Source organism: Bradyrhizobium sp. 139, from assembly GCF_023074175.1.
Taxonomy (GTDB): Bacteria; Pseudomonadota; Alphaproteobacteria; order Rhizobiales; family Xanthobacteraceae; genus Bradyrhizobium.
On sequence record NZ_JADPKS010000008.1, the window covers coordinates 340,119 to 360,236 of the forward strand.

Here is a 20,118-nt window from a genome sequence, read left to right on the forward strand (position 1 = left end):
TGGACGCATTCCGCCGCCCTTCTGTGAGGCGTGTCTGGGGGCACGGCACTGCCGTGTTTGGACCAAACCTTCAGGGGTATGACTGTGAAGAAGATTGTATTTGTCGTGGGTGCTACGCTTGCTCTGGTGACGGCTGCGAACGCTGCGGATCTGCCGCGCCGCCAGCCCGTTCCCGCCTATCCGGCGGAGCAGGCGCCGATCGGGAAGATGCCGATTGGCAAGAGCCCGGTTGGAAAGGCCCCGATCGGCAAGGCGCCCGGCCCGGTCGCTGCGCGCTACTGACGCGCAACGACAATACACGCAGGGATCTGCGTAAGCGGCCGACAGTCGAGGGGCACAGCGTGAGCAACAAACCTGATCGATCGGGATCCTGCATCCTCGCGGGATTCGCCCTTGCGGCGATGATCGCGTGCACGATGCCATCGGCTTCGGCCCACGAAGCGAACAAGCGCGTTGCCGACGCGAATGCGCTTGTTTCGACCGACACCGCATCGCGACCGGCGCCGCAATCGACGCGGCGCCCCGTCGCGCGCGTTGAGAAAGGTCCCTACTACGTCGACTTCCGCGCGCGGACGGCGGCGAGCTGGGGCCATGCGTTCGTCTGGTACGGCAAGACCAGCGAGCGCGCCGTCGAAGTCGCGGGCCTGACGCCCGCCGGCGACACTTGGGCTTATGTGCTCGGTCACCTCACCTGGGTGCCATCCGAAACCGGCGCGAGCTACGGCGATCTCGATCCGGACTATCTGACCGCGAGCTACCGCGTCTATCTGAGCGAAGCCGACGCCAAGCGTGTGTTCGCCTACATCAAGAAATTGCAGGCAAGCTCGCCGGTCTGGAACGCCGAGACCACCAACTGCACCGGCTTCATCGGCGACATCGCCGAGTTCATGGGATTGAAGGTCCCCAACCGCTGGCAGCGCCCGGAAAACTTCGTCAACAGCCTCAAGGACATGAACGGCGGCCGCCAGATGGTACGGCTGTCGGCGGAGTAGCCCGCCAGGCTCAGTCGTCATTGCGAGCGCAGCACGCTTCGCTCGCAATGACGGTGTTGGAACAGCGGGGCATGCCGTCCCCAACGTCGTCCCGGCGCCAACCGCCTCAATTATCCGCTCCGCGGAATCACCCCCACCGCTCGCATGATCGCCCCGCCCTTACCGCACACCCCCCGCAATAGACTTTTCCCGACCCGGGCGGCATCCTGCCGGCATCAACCGATAACGGAGCGCCACGCAGGCGGGGGAAACAGGTCATGTTGCAGACACGGTTTACGAAGCTCGTCGGCGTCGAGCACCCGATCGTCCAGGGCGGCATGCAGTGGGTCGGACGCGCCGAACTGGTCGCAGCGGTCGCGAATGCCGGCGCACTCGGCTTCATCACGGCGCTGACCCAGCCGACGCCGGAAGACCTGAGCAAGGAGATCGCACGCTGCCGCGACCTCACCGACAAGCCGTTCGGCGTCAACCTCACCATCCTGCCCGCGATCAAGCCGCCGCCCTACGCCGAATACCGCGCCGCCATCATCGAGAGCGGCATCACGGTGGTCGAGACCGCCGGCAACAAGCCGCAGGAGCATGTCGACGAGTTCAGGAAGCACGGCGTCAAGGTCGTGCACAAATGCACCAGCGTCCGCCACGCACTCTCGGCCGAGCGCATGGGCGTCGACGCCATCTCGATCGACGGGTTCGAATGCGCCGGACATCCCGGCGAGGACGACACCCCCGGCCTGATCCTGATCCCGGCCGCCGCCAACAAGGTCAGGATCCCGATCATCGCTTCGGGCGGCTTTGCCGACGCCCGCGGCCTCGTCGCCGCGCTGGCACTCGGCGCCGAGGGCATCAACATGGGCACCCGTTTCATGGCGACCAGGGAAAGCCCGATCCACCAGCTCATCAAGGAGAAGATCGTCGCCAATGACGAGCGCGAGACCGAGCTGATCTTCCGCACCATGCGCAACACCTCCCGCGTCGCCAGGAACGAGATTTCGACCAAGGTCGTCGCGATGGAGAAGGAAGGCGCCAAGTTCGAGGACATCCGCGAGCTCGTCGCGGGCGCCCGCGGCAAGATGGTCTATGTATCAGGCAACTCGGACGAAGGGATCTGGTCGGCCGGTCAGGTGCAGGGTCTGATCCAGGACATCCCGAGCTGCGCCGAGCTCGTCTCACGCATCGTACGCGAGGCCGAAGCGATCATCAGAAGCCGGCTCGAAGGCATGATCGCTCATCCAAACGCGCAAGCCGCGGAATAATCACTGCAAGAAGCGAGAGTAATTCATGAAGGCCTATGTCTACAGCCCTGACGGCGCTCAGATTTCCGACGTCGCTCAACCAAAGCCTGAAGGCACGCAGGTGCTGGTTCGCGTCCGCGCCTGCGGGCTCAACCGCGCCGACACCGGCATGCGCAAGGGCCACGCCCATGGCGCGGCCGGCGGCGTCGGCACCGTGCTCGGCATGGAATGGGCTGGCGAGGTCGCCGAACTCGGGCCGGACGCGAAAGGCGTGAAAGTCGGCGACCGCATCATGGGCTCGGGCGCCGCGGCGTTCGCGGAATATACGCTGGCCGACCACGGCCGGCTGTTCCGCGCGCCCTCGAACATGAACTTCGAGGAGGCCGCCAGCCTCCCCGTCGCGCTCGCGACCATGCACAATGCCGTCGTCACCGTCGGCGGCTTGCAGGCCGGCCAGGCGGTATTGATCCAGGGTGCAAGCTCCGGCGTCGGACTGATGGCGATGCAGATCGCCAAGCTCAAGGGCGCCAAGCTCGTCATCGGCTCGTCGACCGATGCCTACCGCCGCGGCCGGCTGAAGGAGTACGGCGCCGACCTTGCCGTCGACTCCTCCGACCCCAAATGGGTCGACGAGGTGCTGAAGGCGACGAACGGCGAAGGCGTCGACCTCATCGTCGACCAGGTCTCGGGCAAGGTCGCCAACCAGAACCTCGCCGCCACCCGGATCAAGGGCCGCATCGTCAATGTCGGCCGGCTCGGCGGCACCCATGCCGATTTCAACTTCGACCTGCATGCCGCGCGCCGCATCGACTATGTCGGCGTCACCTTCCGTACCCGCACCATCGATGAGGTCCGCGAGATCTTCGACGAGGTCCGCAAGGACGTCTGGGGCGCGGTCGAGTCACGCAAGCTGCAGCTGCCGATCGACAAGGTGTACGCGTTCGACGACATCGATCAGGCGTTCGCGCACATGGAGGCGAACCAGCATCTCGGCAAGATTGTCGTGACTGTGTGAGGGATGGCGGCTGGGCAAGAGCGGAGCGACGCTCTCTCCTCTCGTCGTGGTTGGGCTTGACCCGGCCATCCACGTCTTTACCCCTCGCGCAGAAGAACGTGGATGCCCGGGACAAGCCCGGGGCATGACGGAGTTGGTGGCTCCCGCTCCTGCAAATCACTAGCGACTACCCCTGTGGATCATCGCTTGATGTTCACCCATGGGCTGCTAAATCCCCGCCATGACCTCCCAGCACAACAAAACCTCGGTCGCAGCGATCTCGATCTTCGCCAGCGGCGGCATGGCAGCGGCCAAGTTCGCGGTCGGGATCGCGATCGGCTCGCTCGCACTGATCTCCGAAGCCCTGCATTCCTCGATCGACCTGGTCGCGACCATCATCACCTGGGCGGTGGTGCGGGTGTCCGACAAGCCGGCGGACGAGGAGCATCATTACGGCCACGGCAAGCTGGAGAGCATCTCCGCGCTAGGCGTCACCGCCCTGCTCTACGTGCTCGCGGGCGGCATTCTGGTCGAATCCTACAGCCGCCTGCGCGAGGGAACCCCGCCGCCGACGATCTCGGCCGTGCCGTTCGTGGTGCTGGTGATCGACATCCTCGTAAACCTGTGGCGTGCCCGCGCCCTGCACCGCGCCGCCCAGGAAACGCGCAGCCAGGCCCTCGCCGCCGACGCGCTGCATTTCGCCACCGACGTGATGGGCTCATCCGCGGTGATCGTGGGCCTGATCCTCGCCGCCCTCGGCTTCTGGTGGGGCGACGCCGCCGCCGCCGCCGCCGTCGCCGTGATGATCGCCCTGCTCGGCCTGCGCATGGCGGGCTCGACCGTGCAGACGCTGGTCGACCGCGCGCCGGAAGGGGCGCAGGAAAAGGCCACCGCCGCGATCCTTGGCGTGCCCGGCGTGATCGACGTCGAAAGGCTGCGGGTGCGCATGGTGGGAGCGACCACGTTCATCGACACCATCGCAAAGGTGCCGCGGACCTATCCGATCGACCGCGTCGAGGAGATCAAGCGCACGGCGCAGGCGGCCGTCGACAAAGCATTCAGCGAGGCCGACCTTACCTTCACCGCCGTCCCCGTCGCGCGCGACAACGAGACCGTGCGCGACCGGATCATGGTCATCGCGCACAATTCGGGCCTCGCCATCCACCACGTCACAGTGCACGACCTCGGCGCCAAGCTGATCGTCGGCATCGACCTCGAGGTCGACGCCGGGATGCAGCTCGACGCCGCCCATGACGTCGCCAACACACTGGAGCGCAACATCCAGGAGGAGTTCGGCGAGGACGTCGAGGTCGACGTCCATATCGAGCCGCTCGAACCGGAACTGCCGTTCGGCGTCGACGCCGCGCCGGAACGGGTGCAGGTCATTGCAGCGGCTCTGGCCGGGTTCGCGGGCGGCAGTGAGATCCACGACATCCACAACGTTCGCGTCCGCAACACCGAGGCCGGCGAGGTCGTCAATTTCCACTGCCGTGCCGCGCCCTCGATGAGCGTGGTCAAGGTGCACGAGCATGTCGACGCGATCGAGCGCGCGCTGCGCCGCGCGTTCCCAAGCGTGAAGCGCGTCATCAGTCACGCCGAGCCGCCGCGCGCGTGATCCAGAATGTGCGAGGAGTCACACGTTCTCGTTTCGGACTCGCCGCGCAAGTAAGTTTGCGGACGAACGACGCGCAAAGTGCGCGTTGGATAAGAATAATTTCGCGTTAACGATTCGTTGACTCTCGACAGCCCGCGAAAACTGGATTCAAATCGGCTTGATTCGAAAGCGATGTGGGGCTGCTTTCGAATCTCGTCGCAGCAGAGTTTCCAGGGGGCCGAAGGCATGGCGCGTGCAGACGCCGCGGACGCGTGTGTCCAATCCGATTCGATCAAGGGATTGGCGCAATCGATCGCGAAACCTGCCTATCATCGGCTCCTGATCGCGGAGCCGGCGCTGCGCCGCGCCGTGCCGACGCTTATCATCGCGTTCCTGATCACGATCTGCCTCGGCGCGTTCGTGCAGGTCGTCGATCAGACGCGCCAGAAGCGGCTGGTGATCCGCCACGACATCTCGGCGCTTGCCGACCTGCTCGCCGAGCGCATCGACCGTCTCATCTCCTCACGGCAGGAGCGGCTCAAGAACATCGAGAACCTGCCGACGCTGCTGCCCGATCTCATCCCGTCCTGGGGCACGGCCTCCGGCCGCCACGTGGTCGTCACCTCGACCGGAATCGACCGCCGCATCCTCGCCCGCATTCCCATCGACAGCGACCCCGCCGGCAACGATCGCCTGCTCGATGCGATCACGACGGCGCAGTTGCTCGCGGCGCCGCCGCGCGACAACGACGTCTCCGACATGACGCTGCCGAACGGCAACGCCGCGATGGCGACCTCGCGGCAGATCAAGTCGCTGCCGGGCCTCGTCACCGTGATCCAGGAGCGCAACGAGCCGATCTGGGGCTCGGACGCCGCGCTCTCGGTGACGCTGTCGGCGACCACCGGCTTCGTCGTCCTGATCCTCGGCTTCGCCTTTCACTGGCAGTCGACCCGCGCCCGCGAGGGCGACCTCATCAACGACGCCGTGCGCGGCCGCATCGACACCGCGCTCAACCGCGGCCGCTGCGGGCTGTGGGACTGGGATCTGTCGCGCGGCCGGATCTTCTGGTCGCAGTCGATGTTTTCGATGCTCGGTCTCGACGGCCGTCACGAGCTCCTCACCTTCGGCGAGGTCAACGCGCTGGTGAAGTCCGACGACATTGACCTGTTCGAGATCGCCGACCAGCTCATCTCCGAGAAGATCGACCACATCGACCAGACCTTCCGCATGCAGCATGTGGACGGCCACTGGATCTGGCTCCGGGTCCGCTGCGAAAAGACGCGCGGCGCGACCGATTCCAGCGTCCACCTGATCGGCATCGCGGTCGACATCACCGAGCAGAAGAGCCTCGCCGAGCGGACGGTGGAAGCCGATCTGCGCCTGCGCGACGCGATCGAGACCATTCCGGAGGCCTTCGTGTTGTGGGATGCCAGCGACCGCCTCGTGCTCTGCAACTCGCACTTCCAGCGCCTGCACAAGCTGCCCGACAGCGCCGTCATCCCCGGTACCTCCTACGAGACCGTGCTCGAAGTCGGCCGCATGCCGGAGGTGCGCACCCGCCACAACGAGACGGCCAGCCAGGGTCCGGGCGCGCGCACCTTCGAGGCGCAGCTCGACGACGGCAGCTGGCTGCACATCAGCGAGCGCCGCACCAAGGACGGCGGCTACGTCTCGGTCGGCACCGACATCACCCGCATCAAGGAGCACGAGCAGAAGCTGGTCGACAACGATCTGCGCCTGCGCGCCACCGTCATCGACCTGAAGCGCTCCCAGGCCGCACTCGAGCGCCAGACCAACGAGCTCGCCGATCTCGCCGAGAAGTATCAGCGCGAGAAGACCCGCGCCGAGGAAGCCAACCAGACCAAGTCGAAATTCCTCGCCAATATGAGCCACGAGCTGCGCACGCCGCTCAACGCTATCATCGGCTTCTCCGAGATCATGGGCTCGGGCATGTTCGGCGAGCTCGGCTCGGAGAAGTACCAGGAATATTGCCAAGACATCCTGACCAGCGGCCATTACCTGCTCGAAGTCATCAACGACATCCTCGATATGTCCAAGATCGAGGCCGGCCGCATGAAGCTCGACATGGAAGAGCTCGACCTCGCACAGACGCTGGCCGAATCCCTGCGTGTCGTCACCGGCCGGGCGCAGGACAAGAACCTGACGCTCGATGCCGACATCGAGACATCGATCTCCGTCGTCGCCGATCGCCGCGCCACCAAGCAGATCATCGTCAACCTGCTCTCCAACGCGGTGAAGTTCACGCCCGACGGCGGACGGATCGTGGTGCGCAGCCGGCAGCTCGACGACCGGATCGTGCTGATGATCGCCGACACCGGCATCGGGATCGCGCCGCATTCGCTGGCGCGGCTCGGCCACCCCTTCGAGCAGGTCGAGAGCCAGCTCACCAAGACCTATCATGGCTCGGGACTTGGACTTGCGATCGCGCGATCACTGGCGCAGCTGCATGGCGGCTCGATGCGGCTGCGCTCGAAAATCGACTTGGGCACCGTCGTCCGCGTGACGCTGCCACGCGATGCGATCAAGGCGGCAGCCGGGATATCGGCTGCGGCTTGAACCCTACAATTGCAGTGACGGGGCAACTTCCCGCGCGACATTGACCAGCGCCGCAATCAGCGGCGTCATCGGATCGCGCTGCGGGATCACCATGCCGATGCTGTAATTGACGTCGGGATCGATGATCGGGATCGAGCGCACCGTATCGGACAGACCGAGCGTCTCGGCAAGCTTGGCCGGCATCACGCTCGCCCAGCGCCCCGTCTTCACATGCGTGAACAGCACCAGCAGCGAGTTCGAGGTCAAGGTCGGCGTCGCCTCCGCGCCGACCGAGCGCAGGGCGCGGTCGATGATGCGGCGGTTCTGCATGTCGGGCGTGAGCAGGCACAGCGGCACCTGCCCGACCTCCTTCCACGTCACCGTCTCGCGATCGCCGAACATTGCATCCGGCGCGGTCAGCAGGCGATAGCTCTCGTTGTAGAGCGGAATGGTGCGCACCTTGCCGATCGGCTCGTTCTCGATATAGGTCAGCCCCGCATCGACCTCGAGATTTTCGAGCAGCCCCAGCACCTCGGATGAGGTGGTGGACTGGATGCGGAAGCGCACCTCGGGATGCCGGGCGCGGAACGGCGTCGTCAGGGAAGCGACCATGCCGAGCACGGTTGGGATCGCCGCGATGCGGATCTCGCCTGAGAGCTTGTGCTTGAGCCCGTTGATCTCGTCGCGCATGGCGCGGGCATCGCCGACGATGCGACGCGCCCAATCCAGCGCCCGCTCGCCCTCGGGGGTAAAACCCTGGAAGCGGGAGCCGCGCTGGACCAGCATCACGCCGAGGATCTCCTCGAGCTGCTTGAGCCCGGTCGACATCGTTGGCTGCGTCACGCCGCAGACTTCTGCCGCGCGTCCAAAATGCCGCTCCTTCGCCAGCGCCAGCAGCAGTTCAAGCTTGTCGAGCAACCGCGCGTCCCCTCGGATTTCTGTGGTGGCATGCAAGCTAGCACGCCCCATCCGTCCCAACACGCAAAAACCGCCCGGCGGAAGAGCGTTGATTGCGAATTCATCTCGGTCGATTGCGCTGACGGATCGATCAGAATTCCACGCGAAGCGGCCCTTGACGCAACCTCGCAATGGCGACCGGCAATATCGGCCGTCCCGGCGTCGGCGTGAATCCGCTGCGCGGCCAGAACAACGTTCAAGGCTCCTGCGACATGGGCTCATTCCCGCACGAGCTGCCCGGCTACCGCCACATCTCGGGACTGTGCCGGGGATTGCCGAGCACATCAAGAAGTTCTGGGATCCCCGGATGAAGCGCGCGATCTTCGCCCATCTCGACGCGGGCGGCGCGGGGCTGGAGCCGAGCGTGCGCGAGGCTCTCACCTGCTGCAGCAGACTATTTCCCTTCCAGCAGCGCTGTAAATACGCGCCTCACCTCGCTCTGCGTTTCCTTCACGCGCGCCTCCAGCGACGAGAAGTCGGGCGCATCGCCGGCGCGCGCCATCACACGGTGAAGATCGGTGCCGGCGGTGTCCGGCTTGAAGCGATCGCTGACGCAGAGCCGCAGGATTTGCGTCAGGTCGTGATAGAGCCGCGCCGCAGCGCGCAATATCTCGGTCTCCGATTGCGCGAGCACGCCGAGCCTACATGCATTTTCCAGCACCTGCATGGTGCCAACGTCGAGAATCTCCGGCTTGTCGTGGGCGTGCACGAGTTGGAGATATTGCGCGATGAAGTCGATATCGACCATGCCGCCGGCGGCATATTTGAGATCCCAATGGTCGCTCTCGCCCTTCTCCTGCGCGATTGCGCGCCGCATGTCGGCGACGTCGTTGGCGATGGTCGCGCAGTCGCGGCGACGGGTCAGGACATCGCGGATGATGCGCTCGATACGCTCGCGGAATTCATCCGAAGCCGACACCACGCGTGCGCGGGTCAGGGCCATGTGCTCCCAGGTCCAGGCCTCGTTGGCCTGGTAGTCCGCGAATGAGACGAGGCTCGACGCCACCGGACCGGCGCGTCCCGACGGGCGCAGCCGCATGTCGATCTCGTAGAGCACGCCGTAATTGGTGCGCGTGGTGAAAGCGCTGATCAGGCGCTGGGTGAAGCGCGCGAAATAGTGTGCGCCCTGAAGCGTTCTTGGCCCGTCGGAATCCGGATTGTCGCTGTCGAAATCGTAGAGCAGGATCAGGTCGAGGTCGGACGATGCCGTCATCTCGCGGCTGCCGAGCCGGCCCATCGCGATGATCGCGGTCTCCTGATCCTTGATGCGTCCGTGTTGGGCGGAGAAGCGTTCGGCGACGAGATCGTGCACGGTGTGGACGGTGCCTTCGGCGACATCGGCGAAAGCCGTGCTCGCCTGCTGCGCCGAGACGGTGCCGGAGAGAATGCGCGTGCCGATCAGAAACAGACTCTCCTGCCCGAACAGGCGAAGACGATCGAGAAATTCCTCATAGGAGTCGGCGTCGCGGACCGTCGCGGCCAATCGCGCCGACAATTCCTGCTTGTCCGGCATCGCGCCGAAGAATCTCGGATCGATCAGGCCGTCCATGAGCTGCGGCTTCCGCGCCAGCATCTCGCCGAGCCGCGGGGCCGCGCCCAGCACCAGCGCCACGAGCGCGACGAGATCGCGGTTCTGGCCGAGCAGTGTGATCAGCCGGCCGCCAAGCTGGAGTGCTCCAAGGAAATGATCGAACGCCACGACGGCGCGATCCGGCTCCTCGGCACGCGCGAGGCCGTCGATCAGGGCCGGCACGAACTCGACGAAAGCGCTTCGTGTCTGGTCATTGCGGAACACGCGGTAGTCGCCGGTGATCCAGTCGCGTATGGTCTGCGCGAGTGCGGCCGGCTTCTTGAAGCCGAGCGTCGTCAAATATTGCAGCAGGCGCGGATCGTCGGGACCTGCACTGTAGTCGAGCGCCGGCAGTTTTGCCGTGCCGGTCGGATCATCGCCCTCGAACAGTTTTTCGTAGTGTCCCTGCACGATCCGGAGCTGCCGCAACAGGTCACGCGCAAAGGCTTCGCGATCCGGATAGCCGAAGAAGCGCGCAAAGCGCTCGACCGCCTCCTTGTCCTCGGGCAGCGCATGGGTCTGCTCATCGGCGATCATCTGGAGACGGTGTTCGACCCGCCGCAGGAATTCATATGCCGTGCTCAGTTCGTCGCGCGCGGCAAAGGTGATCCAGTTGCTGGAGGCTAGAATATCGAGCGCGGCGAGCGTCGGCCGCACCCGCAACTCCGGATGGCGACCGCCGGCGACCAACTGCTGCGTTTGCGCGAAAAATTCGATCTCGCGAATGCCGCCACGCCCGACCTTGACGTTATGACCCTCGACCGAGATCTCGCTCTGGCCGCGATAGGTCTGCATCTGCCGCTTCATGTCGTGGACGTCGGCAAGCGCGGCAAAGTCGAGATGCTTGCGCCAGACGAAGGGCGCGATTTCGGCGAGCAGCGCCTCGCCCGCCCGGGCATCGCCGGCGCAGGCACGCGCCTTGATCATCGCGGCACGCTCCCAGGTGCGTCCTTCCCGCTCGTAGTAGTTCAGCGCAGCATCCCGCGATATCGCCACTTGCGTCGAGGACGGGTCGGGACGCAGGCGCAGGTCGACGCGGAAGACGTAGCCGTCATAGGTACGCTGCTGGAGAATGCGCGCTATGCCCTGCGTCACCCGGACGAAGAACGGTTGCGGCTCGATGTCGGGCGCGAGCGTCGTGGCATCAGGGTCGAAGAACACGATGAGGTCGATGTCGCTGGAATAATTCAGCTCGCCCGCCCCCATCTTGCCCATCGCGAGCACGATCAGGCCGCAGCCCTCTTCCGGAGCTTCGGGATTGGGCGGCAGGATTTTTCCACGTGCGGCTTCCTGCCGCAGCTGGTACCGGAGCGCCGCCTGCACCGAGGATACCGCGACATCAGTCAGCGCCGCCGTCACCCGCATCACCGGCCAGACGCCACCGATATCGCACAGCGCGGTGAGAAGCGCCGCTTCCGCCTTCATCCTGCGAAGCAGCCGCATCACCTCGGCCTCGTCGGTCGCCACCAGCGTCGCGTCCCCCGCCTCCGCGATGAGCGTGGCCAGATGCGCGTCCGGATCGCATTCGAGCAGCCGGATCAGGCGCGGCGCGTCGGCGCGCACCAATTCAAACAGGTAGGGCGAGAACTCCGCGATGCCGGCCAAAATATCCCGCGCGAAGGGATGAACCAGCAGGGCTTCGAGACGGGCTGATTGTACCGGCTCGAGCCCAGCCAGCCAATGTTCAAGGCGTCGTTCTTCGGTTGTGGAAGCGGCAATATGGGGAGCCTCCGCGAAGCGCGCAGCCAGACCCTCACCATGCTTGTCCGCGTTTCCCGGCGCGGAGTGGTTCATGCCACCTTCTGTGGCACATCCTGCATTGGAGGAGCAACCCTGTCGCCGGCACGCGCCGGGAGCACCAGTGTGGCGACGAGGCCGGGCTGGGCATCACCCAGCCGCAATTCTCCGCCATGCAATGTCGCAACCGCAGCAGCGAGGCTGAGCCCGAGGCCGGAGCCTGGCAGGGTGCGGCTGGCTTCGAGCCGCACAAATCGCTCGACGACATGCTTGCGATCGGCTTCCGGGATACCAGGGCCGCGATCGGTGACGCTGAGCAGCACCTGATCGCCCTCGCGCTTCGCCTCGATCGTGATCTGGCGGCTGTCCATGCTGACCACGGTTCCCCCCGTCTGCGCGACCGGCTTGCCGTATTTGATCGCATTCTCGACGAGATTGGCGAGCGCCTGGCTGATCAGCTCGCGGTTGGCATGAACCGGCGTCGGCTCGGCTCTCACCTTCAGCGTCATGCCGTCGTCTTCGGCCAACGGCTCGTAGAGCTCGTGGATGCCGTTGGCGACGTCTGCGGCGTCGAAATCATCCATGTTGCCGCGCGCCTGGCCCGACTCCGCGCGCGCGATCATCAGAAGCGCGTTGAAGGTGCGGATCAGACCGTCGGATTCCTCGATGGTCCGTTCCAGCGCCGCACGGTAGTCAGCCTCGCAGCCCGATTTCGCCAGCGCTTCCTCGGCGCGGTTGCGGAGCCGCGTCAGCGGCGTCTTGAGGTCATGGGCGATGTTGTCGGAGACTTCCTTGAGCCCTGCCATCAGCGCCTCGATCCGCTCCAGCATGGCGTTGAGGTTCTCGGCGAGGCGGTCGAGCTCGTCGCCGCTGCGCCCCACGGGCAGGCGCTCGCTGAGATCGCCGGTCATGATGCGATGCGCCGTGCCGGACATCGCATCGATGCGCCTCAAGACCCTGCGTGCCACGAAGATGCCGCCGCCGAGGCCAAGCACCACGACGATCAGGATCGACCATTGCGCCGCCTTCGCCACGATGCCGAACAGGCGCCGCCGCTCGTCGAGGTCGCGGCCGATCAGGAGCCGGAAACCGTTTTCAAGTTCGGTGACGCGCACCAGCGCGCGATGGTTGCGCTCGTCCGCGTCCTCGATCCGCTTGTAGGCCGTCTCCGACCAGCCCCGCGTCGCCATCACCCCAGGCGCCAGCGAGCCGACATTGCCGGCGATCGCCTGGCCCGTCGGCGTGGTCACGAGGTAGAGATTGGCGCCCGGCCGCAGCGCCCTGTACTCGATCGCGCGCACGAGTCCGACCAAGCCGCGGAGGCCGTAGATCTCGTTGATCTCCGAGGTCTCGGCATTGACCGTCTGGGTGATTTCCTCGGTGATCAGCCGCCGCGTATTCCAGGCGAAATAGCCTAGAAGCGAGGCCGCGAAGATCCCAAACAGAAACAGATAGACCAGCGTCAGCCGGAATGCCGTGGTGCGGACGAGTTTACCGAATGCCGTCACGGATCATGTATCCGGCGCCGCGGATCGTGTGCAGCAGCGGCCGCTCGAATCCCTTGTCGATCTTGGAGCGCAGCCGCGAAATGTGCACGTCGATCACGTTGGTCTGTGGATCGAAATGGTAGTCCCAGACGTTCTCCAGCAGCATGGTGCGGGTCACCACCTGGCCGGCATGCTTCATGAGGTATTCGAGCAAACGGAATTCGCGCGGCTGGAGCGTCAGCTCGTCCTTGCCGCGGGCGACGCGATGGGAGAGCCGGTCGAGCTCGAGATCGCCGACGCGGTAGAGCGTGTCCTCGGCCGGACCGCCGCGGCGGCGTGAAAGCACCTCGACCCGGGCCAGCAGCTCGGCAAAGGAATACGGTTTTGGCAGATAATCGTCGCCGCCGGCGCGCAGGCCCTTGATGCGATCGTCGACCTGCCCGAGGGCCGAGAGAATCAGCACCGGCGTCGAATCGTCCTTGTCGCGCAGGGCGCCGATCAGCGACAGGCCGTCGCGCTTGGGCAGCATGCGGTCGACCACCAGCACGTCGTAATCGCCGTTCTCGGCCATGGCGAGGCCTTCCTCGCCATCGCTGGCGTGGTCGGCAATGTGTCCGACTTCGCGAAACGCCTTCACGAGATAGTCGGCGGATTCGCGGTCGTCTTCGATGATGAGGAGGCGCATCGTGCGTTCGGCGGCGGTCAAGGAGGTCAACCTTCTCTAAACATGGCGCGAGCGGCAATCGCATGCAAGCCGAGCGGGGGGATCTCGGATCGAGAAAAAGGTGGGCGGTGAGGCTGGGGGGACCTCACCGCCCTGAGCCTTCCGACGGAGGGGGGCGTAATTCCACCGGAAGGTAGGCAGGGAAAGCGAACGTCACGCTGCTCTCCCGAAGGGCGCCGTCGGCGGGGGCGACTGATGCCGGCGACACCCTTCATCTCGTTGGCCTCCTGGGCGGCTTACCCCTTGGCGAGGGGTACTGCGACGAAGCGCGACTGGCCGCCGCTCTTCACGCGCATCAGGACGCTGTTCTTGCTGTCGGTCCGCGCCGTGTTGATGGCATCGCGGACGTCGCCGGCGGTGCTCACGCTCTTGCCGCCGACTTCGAGAATCACGTCGCCTTCCTTGAAGCCGCGTTCGGCCGCGGCGCTCTTCGGATCGACTTCGGTGACCACGACGCCATCCTTGCCGGCGCCGGCGACGGAATTCGCGGGCGCTACCGTCATGCCAAGCTTCGGCACGTCGGTGCCGCGGGTCGCACCCTTGTTGCTGTCCGTGTCGGTGTCAGCCTTGGCCTCGACCGCGTTCGGCAGCTGACCAAGCGTAAGGTTCACGACCTTGTCCTGGCCCTTGTGCAGCACGTTGAGCTTTACGGTCGCGCCGGGCGCCAGGCCGCCAATGGTGCGGGCAAGTTCGCGGGCGTCCTTGACGGATTCGCCGTTGACCGAGGTGATCACGTCGCCGGACTCGATGCCGGCCTTCGCCGCCGGACCGTTCGCCTGCGGCTCCGCCACCAGCGCACCTTCAGCCTTCTTCATACCGAGGCTGTCGGCGATATCGGAGGTCACCGGCTGGATCTGAACGCCGATCCAGCCGCGGCTGACCGAGCCCTTGTCCTTGAGCTGGGCCACCACGCTCTTCACGGTGCTGGCCGGGATCGAGAACGCGATGCCGACGCTGCCGCCGGAGGGCGAGTAGATCGCGGTGTTAACGCCCATCACCTCTCCGTTGGTATCGAAGGCCGGCCCGCCCGAATTGCCCTTGTTCACGGGCGCGTCGATCTGGATGAAATCGTCATACGGACCGTTGCCGATGTCGCGGCCGCTGGCCGAGACGATGCCCGCGGTGACAGTACCGCCGAGGCCGAAGGGATTGCCGACCGCGAGCACCCAGTCGCCGATCCGCGGCTTGCTGTCGGCGAGCTTGGCGAACGGGAAGTTCGAGCTGCCCTCGACCTTGATGAGGGCGAGGTCGGTGCGCTGGTCAGTGCCGATCACCTTGGCGATATAGGTCTTGCCGTCGTCGGTCGTGACCTCGACCTTGTCGGCGCCGTCAACCACGTGGTTGTTGGTCACGGCAAAGCCGTCGGCCGAGATGAAGAAACCGGAGCCCTGGCCCTGCACGACGCGGCCACGACCACCCTTCTGGCCCGGGAATCCATCCGGACCGCCGAAGCGGCGGAAGAAGCGCTCCATCGGCGAGCCCGGCTGGAACGGCGAGGAGGAATCATCGCCATCATCATTGCTGGCGGTCTTCTCCTTCATGTTGACCTTCACCGAGATCACCGACGGTTTCACGCGCTCGACCACATCGGCGAAGCCGACCGGACGCTCAACCTTCCGGACCTCGTTGTTGACCTGCGCATGCGCCGGGCTGGAGAACAGGTCGCTCGGCGAGGTCGACGGGCTGAAGCCGTGCACGGCAATCCCGAGGCCGGCGACGACCGAGGCCATCAGCGCGATCTTGCGCGCGGAGAAAACCGACCGGCGGGGCTGCCGGTAGGACGGAAGGTTCGTGAGGTCGGGACGGTCGGTCATGCGGGGATCTCCAAGGCCTTGAATTTCTTTTGGTGCCGAATGGCAGCACCTTACGGACCTGAAGATGGGGTCTCCCGCCTTACCGTGCGCTGGCGGCGGGGTTAAACTTTTGTAATGAAGGGTCGCGCCGATGCGGCAGTTTATCGCACGTCGAAAGCCGTGGTGTTACAGGAACTTAATCGAGTTTCGGTGAAACGCGTTGAGACGCCGCGCGGCGCGCGCGCAGCCTATCCGTCACCCATAGCTAGCGCGGCTTTGCGTCGTCGGACATCAATGCGGCGAGCCGCGCCTCTTCATCGGGCGTGAGCGGCGGCGCTGGCAGATCTGCACCACTCCGTGCGCGGCGGCGGATCTGCAGCCACAGCGCGAGGCCGCCGCCAGCAAGCAGCAGTGGCGCGAGCAGCCACAACAGCATGGTCTGCCGCTCGAAGCGCGGCTTGAGCAACACGAACTCGCCATAGCGGGCAACCAGGAAGTCGAGCACCTGCGAATTGCTGTCGCCGGCTGCGATCCGTTCCCGCACCAGCAGCCGCAGGTCGCGCGCCAGTGGCGCGTCGGAATCGTCGATCGACTGGTTCTGGCAGACCATGCAGCGCAGTTCGCGTGACAGCTCTCGCGCGCGCACCTCCTTCGCCGGGTCCGCCATGATCTCGTCGGGCTGCACGGCCTGGGCGGCGGGCAAAGCCAGCAGCACGAGCGCGATGATCGTGAGCATCATCCGGCGCATCAGATCACTCCGCCGGCTGAAGGCGCTGTTTGGCCCGCGCCGGCTTCGGCGCGCCGACCCGCAAACGCCGGTCGGACAGCGACAGCACGCCGCCGAAAGCCATCAGCACCGGTCCCCACCAGATCAGCAGCACCAGCGGCTTGTGATAGATGCGCACGGCGATGGCGCCCTCGGCAGTCGCGTCGCCGAGAGAGACGTAGAGCTGGCTTGCGCCGCGCGTCAGCAATGCGGCCTCGGTGGTCGAGGACCCGCGCGTCGTGAAGCTGCGCTTGGATGGCGTCATCACGCTGAGCGTATCGCCGTCGCGACTGACGTTGAACTCGGCGATCATCTCGCGGTAGTTCGGGCCCTGGCGCTGGAACAGGCGATCGAGCTTCAGATCATAACCGGCGACATGGGCAACATCGTTCTGCTTCATCGTCGCGATGTATTCGCTGTTCCAGGTGGTCTCGCAGACGATCCCGATCAGCGCGATGCCGAGCCCTGCATGAGCGAACACCGAGCCCCAGGTCGAACGCGGCAGGCCGCGGGCCCGGTGCAGCGTCGTTGCGAACGGCAGGCGGAACAAGCCGGTCCGTTCGGCGAGGTCCGTGAGCGCGCCAGCGATGACAAAGACTCCAAGCCCGATTGCCAATGGCGCCAGCGCACTGCCACCGCGCGTCCAGGCCCAGACAATGGCGATCACAACGAGCGCAGCAACGCCCGCCGCGAGCAGCCGCTGGGTGACGCCGAGCAGGTCGCCGCGCTTCCAGGCCAGCATCGGTCCTAACGGCACCGCGAGCAGCAGCAACGTGAACAGCGGCACGAAGGTGAGATTGTAGAACGGTGCACCGACGGACATTTTGAAATCGGCCAGCACTTCCATCGCCAACGGATAAAGCGTGCCGAACAGCACCACCGCACAGGCCACCGTGAGCAGCAGGTTGTTGAGGACCAGTGCCCCCTCGCGCGAGATCGGCGCGAACAGGCCGCCCTGCTTCAATGCGGTCGCGCGCCCCGCGAACAGCGACAGGCTGCCGCCGATGAACAGGCAGAGGATCAGCAGAATGAACACGCCGCGGGTCGGATCGGTGGCGAAGGCGTGCACCGAAGTGATGACCCCCGAGCGCACCAGGAAGGTGCCGAGCAGCGACAGCGAGAAGGTCAGGATCGACAGCAGGATGGTCCAGACCTTCAACGCATTGCGCTTCTCCATCACCAGCGCCGAGTGCAGGAGCGCGGTGCCGGCAAGCCACGGCATCAGCGAGGCGTTCTCGACCGGATCCCAGAACCACCAGCCGCCCCAGCCGAGTTCGTAATAGGCCCAGTAGGAGCCCATAGCGATGCCGAGCGTCAGGAAGATCCAGGCCACCAGCGTCCACGGTCTAACCCAGCGCGCCCAGGCTGCATCGATCCGCCCCTCCATCAGCGCCGCAATCGCGAACGAGAACGAGATCGAGAAGCCGACATAGCCGAGATAGAGCATCGGCGGATGCACGGCGAGGCCGATGTCCTGGAGCACCGGATTGAGATCGCGTCCCTCGATCGGCGGGTTGGCGATGCGCAGGAACGGATTCGAGGTCATCAGGATGAAGAGATAGAACGCACTGGCGATCCAGGCCTGCACGGCCAGCACATGCGCGCGCAGCGACAGCGGCAAATTGTTGCCGAAGGCCGCGACCAATCCGCCGAACAGCGCCAGGATCGACACCCACAGCAGCATCGAGCCTTCATGGTTTCCCCAGACGCCGGTGATCTTGTAGAGCAGCGGCTTCATCGAATGGGAATTCTCGTAGACGTTGGCGACGGAGAAATCCGAGCCCACGTGCAGCATCACGAGCGCGATGAACGACGCACCGACGAACAGGAGCTGCGCCAGCGCAGTGGAGCGCGCCACGTTCATCAGCGCGGCGTCGCGCAGGCGCGCGCCGATCAGCGGCACGATGGATTGGATCAGCGCCAGCCCAAGCGCCAGCACCAGCGCGTAATGTCCTGCCTCCGCGATCATCGCACGGCTCCTTGCGGATTGCCCTGCGCGGTCGTTGCCGCAGGCTTGACGCCATCGGAAGTTTTGGCACCGTAATCGTCCTTCCAATGCCCCTGCTTCTTCAGGGCATCGGCGACGTCCTTGGGCATGTAGGTCTCGTCATGCTTGGCAAGCACGGTGTCGGCCTTGAACACGCCATTGGCGTCGAGCGCGCCCTCGGCGACGACGCCCTGCCCTTCGCGGAACAGGTCGGGCAGGATGCCCTTGTAAGCGACCGGCAACTTGGCGCCGCCGTCTGCGACTTCGAAGGTCACCGCGAGATTATCGCCGCGCTGGAGCGAGCCGGGCTGCACCAGGCCGCCGAGACGAAACCGCTTGCCGGGTTCCACGTGCTTTTCGGCAACCATCGTCGGCGTCGAGAAGAACACGATGGAGTCGCGCAGAGCGTTGAGCACGAGCGCGGCCGCGAGCGCGAGCACTGCGAGGGAGCCGCCGATGATGGTCATACGTCGCTGCTTACGCGTCATGGCGTATCCGTTCTCCGCCCGTCTCGTCCGAAGATCGTCATCCGTCGACCCCGAGCGTCCTAAGGCCTTCGTTGAGCTGCCGCAGCCGCGCGGCATCGTTGGCGACCGCTTGGCGGGCATCGCTCGATGTGCCAACCGCCTTGTCGCGATCGCCCATCACGAGATAGGCGCGCACCAGGCGCAGCCAACCCTCGACATCGTCGCCGTTCTGCTTGAGGCGCGTCGCCAGACGTTCGACCATGCCGCGAACCATCGCGTTGCGATCGCCCTCGTTCATGTCCTTGGAGGCTGCGAGGGTCTCGTCCGACAGCGCCGGCATCGTAGCGCCACCGCCGCCGACCCGCGCGAGCGAGGTCTGCACGAGAGGACGCCACGGCGCATCCGCCGGCGCTTTCGCCAGCAGCGCGCGCCAGATATCGGCGGCATCGTCTTTGCGGCCGTCCTGTTCGGCGGCGAGACCGAGGAAGTAGTTCGCTTTGGGATCGTCGGCATTCAGCCCGCGCGCGCGCTCGAATTCGCCCTTCGCTTCCGCGGTCACCACGCCGCCGGCAGCGGATGCGATCGCCTCGCCGAGATCGGACCTGCGCTCCGCGCTCTCGCCATTGTAGGTCAGCGAGTTGCGATAGGCGCGCGCCGCATCGTCGAAGCGGCCAAGCCGTTCCAGCACCGGCGCGAGCACGTTCCAGCCGCGTCCGTCGGTCGGATTCTTTTCCAGATGTTGCTCGACTTGAACGACGAGGTTCTCGAGCGACTGCGCCATGCCGGACCCGGAGCCCCGCTCCCGCTCCGCCAGCGGAAAGTCGCGCAGCATGGGCGAGCCGAGCGGCATGTAGACGCCGATGGCAAGTAGCGGCAGGCCGGCGAGCGCCAGCACAGCAGCCGCGCGGCGCCATTTGACGCTCGATTTCGGCTCTGATGCGGGCTCGCTCCCGGCCGCGGCAAGCAGCCTGCGGCTGATCTCGACACGTGCGGCCTCGGCTTCGGGCGCGGCGATCAGTCCAGCGGCAAGATCACGCTCGATCTCGGCCAGCTGGTCCTTGTAGACCGCGACCTCGCTGCCCTGATTTTGTGCGCGTCCGCTGCGGCCGAGCGGCAGAAGCACGGCGAAAATCGCCGCGACCGTCATCAGCGCGAACACGAACCATAGCATCATCAGGCAAGCTTCCGGCAGCGCGCGAACCGCGCCCATAGGTGGCTTTACACCACGGCCGGACGATGCGGCAATTGACAATTGTCAATTC

Annotated in this window: 15 protein-coding genes and 1 pseudogene; 7 read left to right on the top strand and 9 right to left on the bottom strand. The window is 65.7% G+C overall.

Annotated elements, in window-relative coordinates; translation table 11 throughout:
- The first annotated feature begins 78 nt into the window (after positions 1–78).
- The 6 genes from IVA80_RS02550 to IVA80_RS02575 all read left to right on the top strand — a co-directional run bounded on the left by IVA80_RS02550 (position 79) and on the right by IVA80_RS02575 (position 7,389).
- The gene (locus tag IVA80_RS02550) at positions 79–282 is read left to right on the top strand and encodes a hypothetical protein (RefSeq protein ID WP_247425326.1); all 204 of its coding nucleotides are present in this window, start codon (positions 79–81) and stop codon (positions 280–282) included.
- A 59-nt stretch (positions 283–341) separates the two neighbouring features.
- A complete protein-coding gene (locus IVA80_RS02555; protein ID WP_247425328.1) occupies positions 342–992 on the top strand; it encodes a hypothetical protein in 651 nt (216 codons plus the stop codon).
- Positions 993–1,249: 257 nt separating this feature from the next.
- On the top strand, positions 1,250–2,245 hold the full coding sequence (locus tag IVA80_RS02560) for a nitronate monooxygenase family protein (RefSeq protein WP_247425330.1): 996 nt from the start codon (positions 1,250–1,252) through the stop codon (positions 2,243–2,245).
- 25 nt (positions 2,246–2,270) lie between these two features.
- Complete coding sequence (locus IVA80_RS02565) at positions 2,271–3,239, top strand: zinc-binding dehydrogenase (RefSeq protein ID WP_247425332.1); 969 nt, start codon at positions 2,271–2,273, stop codon at positions 3,237–3,239.
- A gap of 220 nt (positions 3,240–3,459) precedes the next feature.
- On the top strand, positions 3,460–4,833 hold the full coding sequence (locus IVA80_RS02570) for a cation-efflux pump (protein ID WP_247425334.1): 1,374 nt from the start codon (positions 3,460–3,462) through the stop codon (positions 4,831–4,833).
- A 225-nt stretch (positions 4,834–5,058) separates the two neighbouring features.
- Positions 5,059–7,389, top strand: coding sequence for a PAS domain-containing sensor histidine kinase (locus IVA80_RS02575; RefSeq protein WP_247425336.1), 2,331 nt, complete (start codon positions 5,059–5,061; stop codon positions 7,387–7,389).
- Positions 7,390–7,392: 3 nt separating this feature from the next.
- Here the strand turns inward: IVA80_RS02575 and IVA80_RS02580 are convergent, their stop codons facing one another.
- On the bottom strand, positions 7,393–8,286 hold the full coding sequence (locus IVA80_RS02580; protein WP_247425337.1) for a LysR family transcriptional regulator: 894 nt from the start codon (positions 8,284–8,286) through the stop codon (positions 7,393–7,395).
- Positions 8,287–8,587: 301 nt separating this feature from the next.
- Here IVA80_RS02580 and IVA80_RS02585 point away from each other — a divergent pair.
- A pseudogene (locus IVA80_RS02585) lies at positions 8,588–8,745 on the top strand (formate dehydrogenase subunit delta); the annotation flags it as partial.
- On the opposite strand, the gene IVA80_RS02590 reads toward IVA80_RS02585, so the two are convergent.
- From IVA80_RS02590 to ccmI, 8 genes are all read right to left on the bottom strand, one after another.
- On the bottom strand, positions 8,720–11,689 hold the full coding sequence (locus IVA80_RS02590; protein ID WP_247425339.1) for a bifunctional [glutamine synthetase] adenylyltransferase/[glutamine synthetase]-adenylyl-L-tyrosine phosphorylase: 2,970 nt from the start codon (positions 11,687–11,689) through the stop codon (positions 8,720–8,722). The pseudogene IVA80_RS02585 and the gene IVA80_RS02590 sit on opposite strands and share 26 nt — an antisense overlap.
- Positions 11,686–13,140, bottom strand: a complete 1,455-nt coding sequence (locus tag IVA80_RS02595; RefSeq protein WP_247425341.1) for an ATP-binding protein — start codon at positions 13,138–13,140, stop codon at positions 11,686–11,688. The genes IVA80_RS02590 and IVA80_RS02595 overlap by 4 nt, the downstream gene beginning before the upstream one ends.
- Positions 13,124–13,804: a response regulator transcription factor gene (locus IVA80_RS02600; protein ID WP_247425343.1), complete on the bottom strand. Its 681-nt coding sequence runs from the start codon at positions 13,802–13,804 to the stop codon at positions 13,124–13,126. The genes IVA80_RS02595 and IVA80_RS02600 overlap by 17 nt, the downstream gene beginning before the upstream one ends.
- 275 nt (positions 13,805–14,079) lie before the next feature.
- Positions 14,080–15,657, bottom strand: a complete 1,578-nt coding sequence (locus IVA80_RS02605) for a Do family serine endopeptidase (RefSeq protein ID WP_247425345.1) — start codon at positions 15,655–15,657, stop codon at positions 14,080–14,082.
- Positions 15,658–15,901: 244 nt separating this feature from the next.
- Positions 15,902–16,384, bottom strand: a complete 483-nt coding sequence (locus IVA80_RS02610; protein WP_247425347.1) for a cytochrome c-type biogenesis protein — start codon at positions 16,382–16,384, stop codon at positions 15,902–15,904.
- Between the two features lie 4 nt (positions 16,385–16,388).
- Positions 16,389–18,371, bottom strand: coding sequence for a heme lyase CcmF/NrfE family subunit (locus IVA80_RS02615; protein ID WP_247425350.1), 1,983 nt, complete (start codon positions 18,369–18,371; stop codon positions 16,389–16,391).
- Positions 18,368–18,877, bottom strand: coding sequence for a cytochrome c maturation protein CcmE (ccmE, locus tag IVA80_RS02620; protein WP_247425352.1), 510 nt, complete (start codon positions 18,875–18,877; stop codon positions 18,368–18,370). Before ccmE ends, IVA80_RS02615 begins: the two co-directional genes overlap by 4 nt.
- Before the next feature lie 37 nt (positions 18,878–18,914).
- A complete protein-coding gene (ccmI, locus tag IVA80_RS02625) occupies positions 18,915–20,030 on the bottom strand; it encodes a c-type cytochrome biogenesis protein CcmI (RefSeq protein WP_247425354.1) in 1,116 nt (371 codons plus the stop codon).
- Positions 20,031–20,118: the final 88 nt, after the last annotated feature.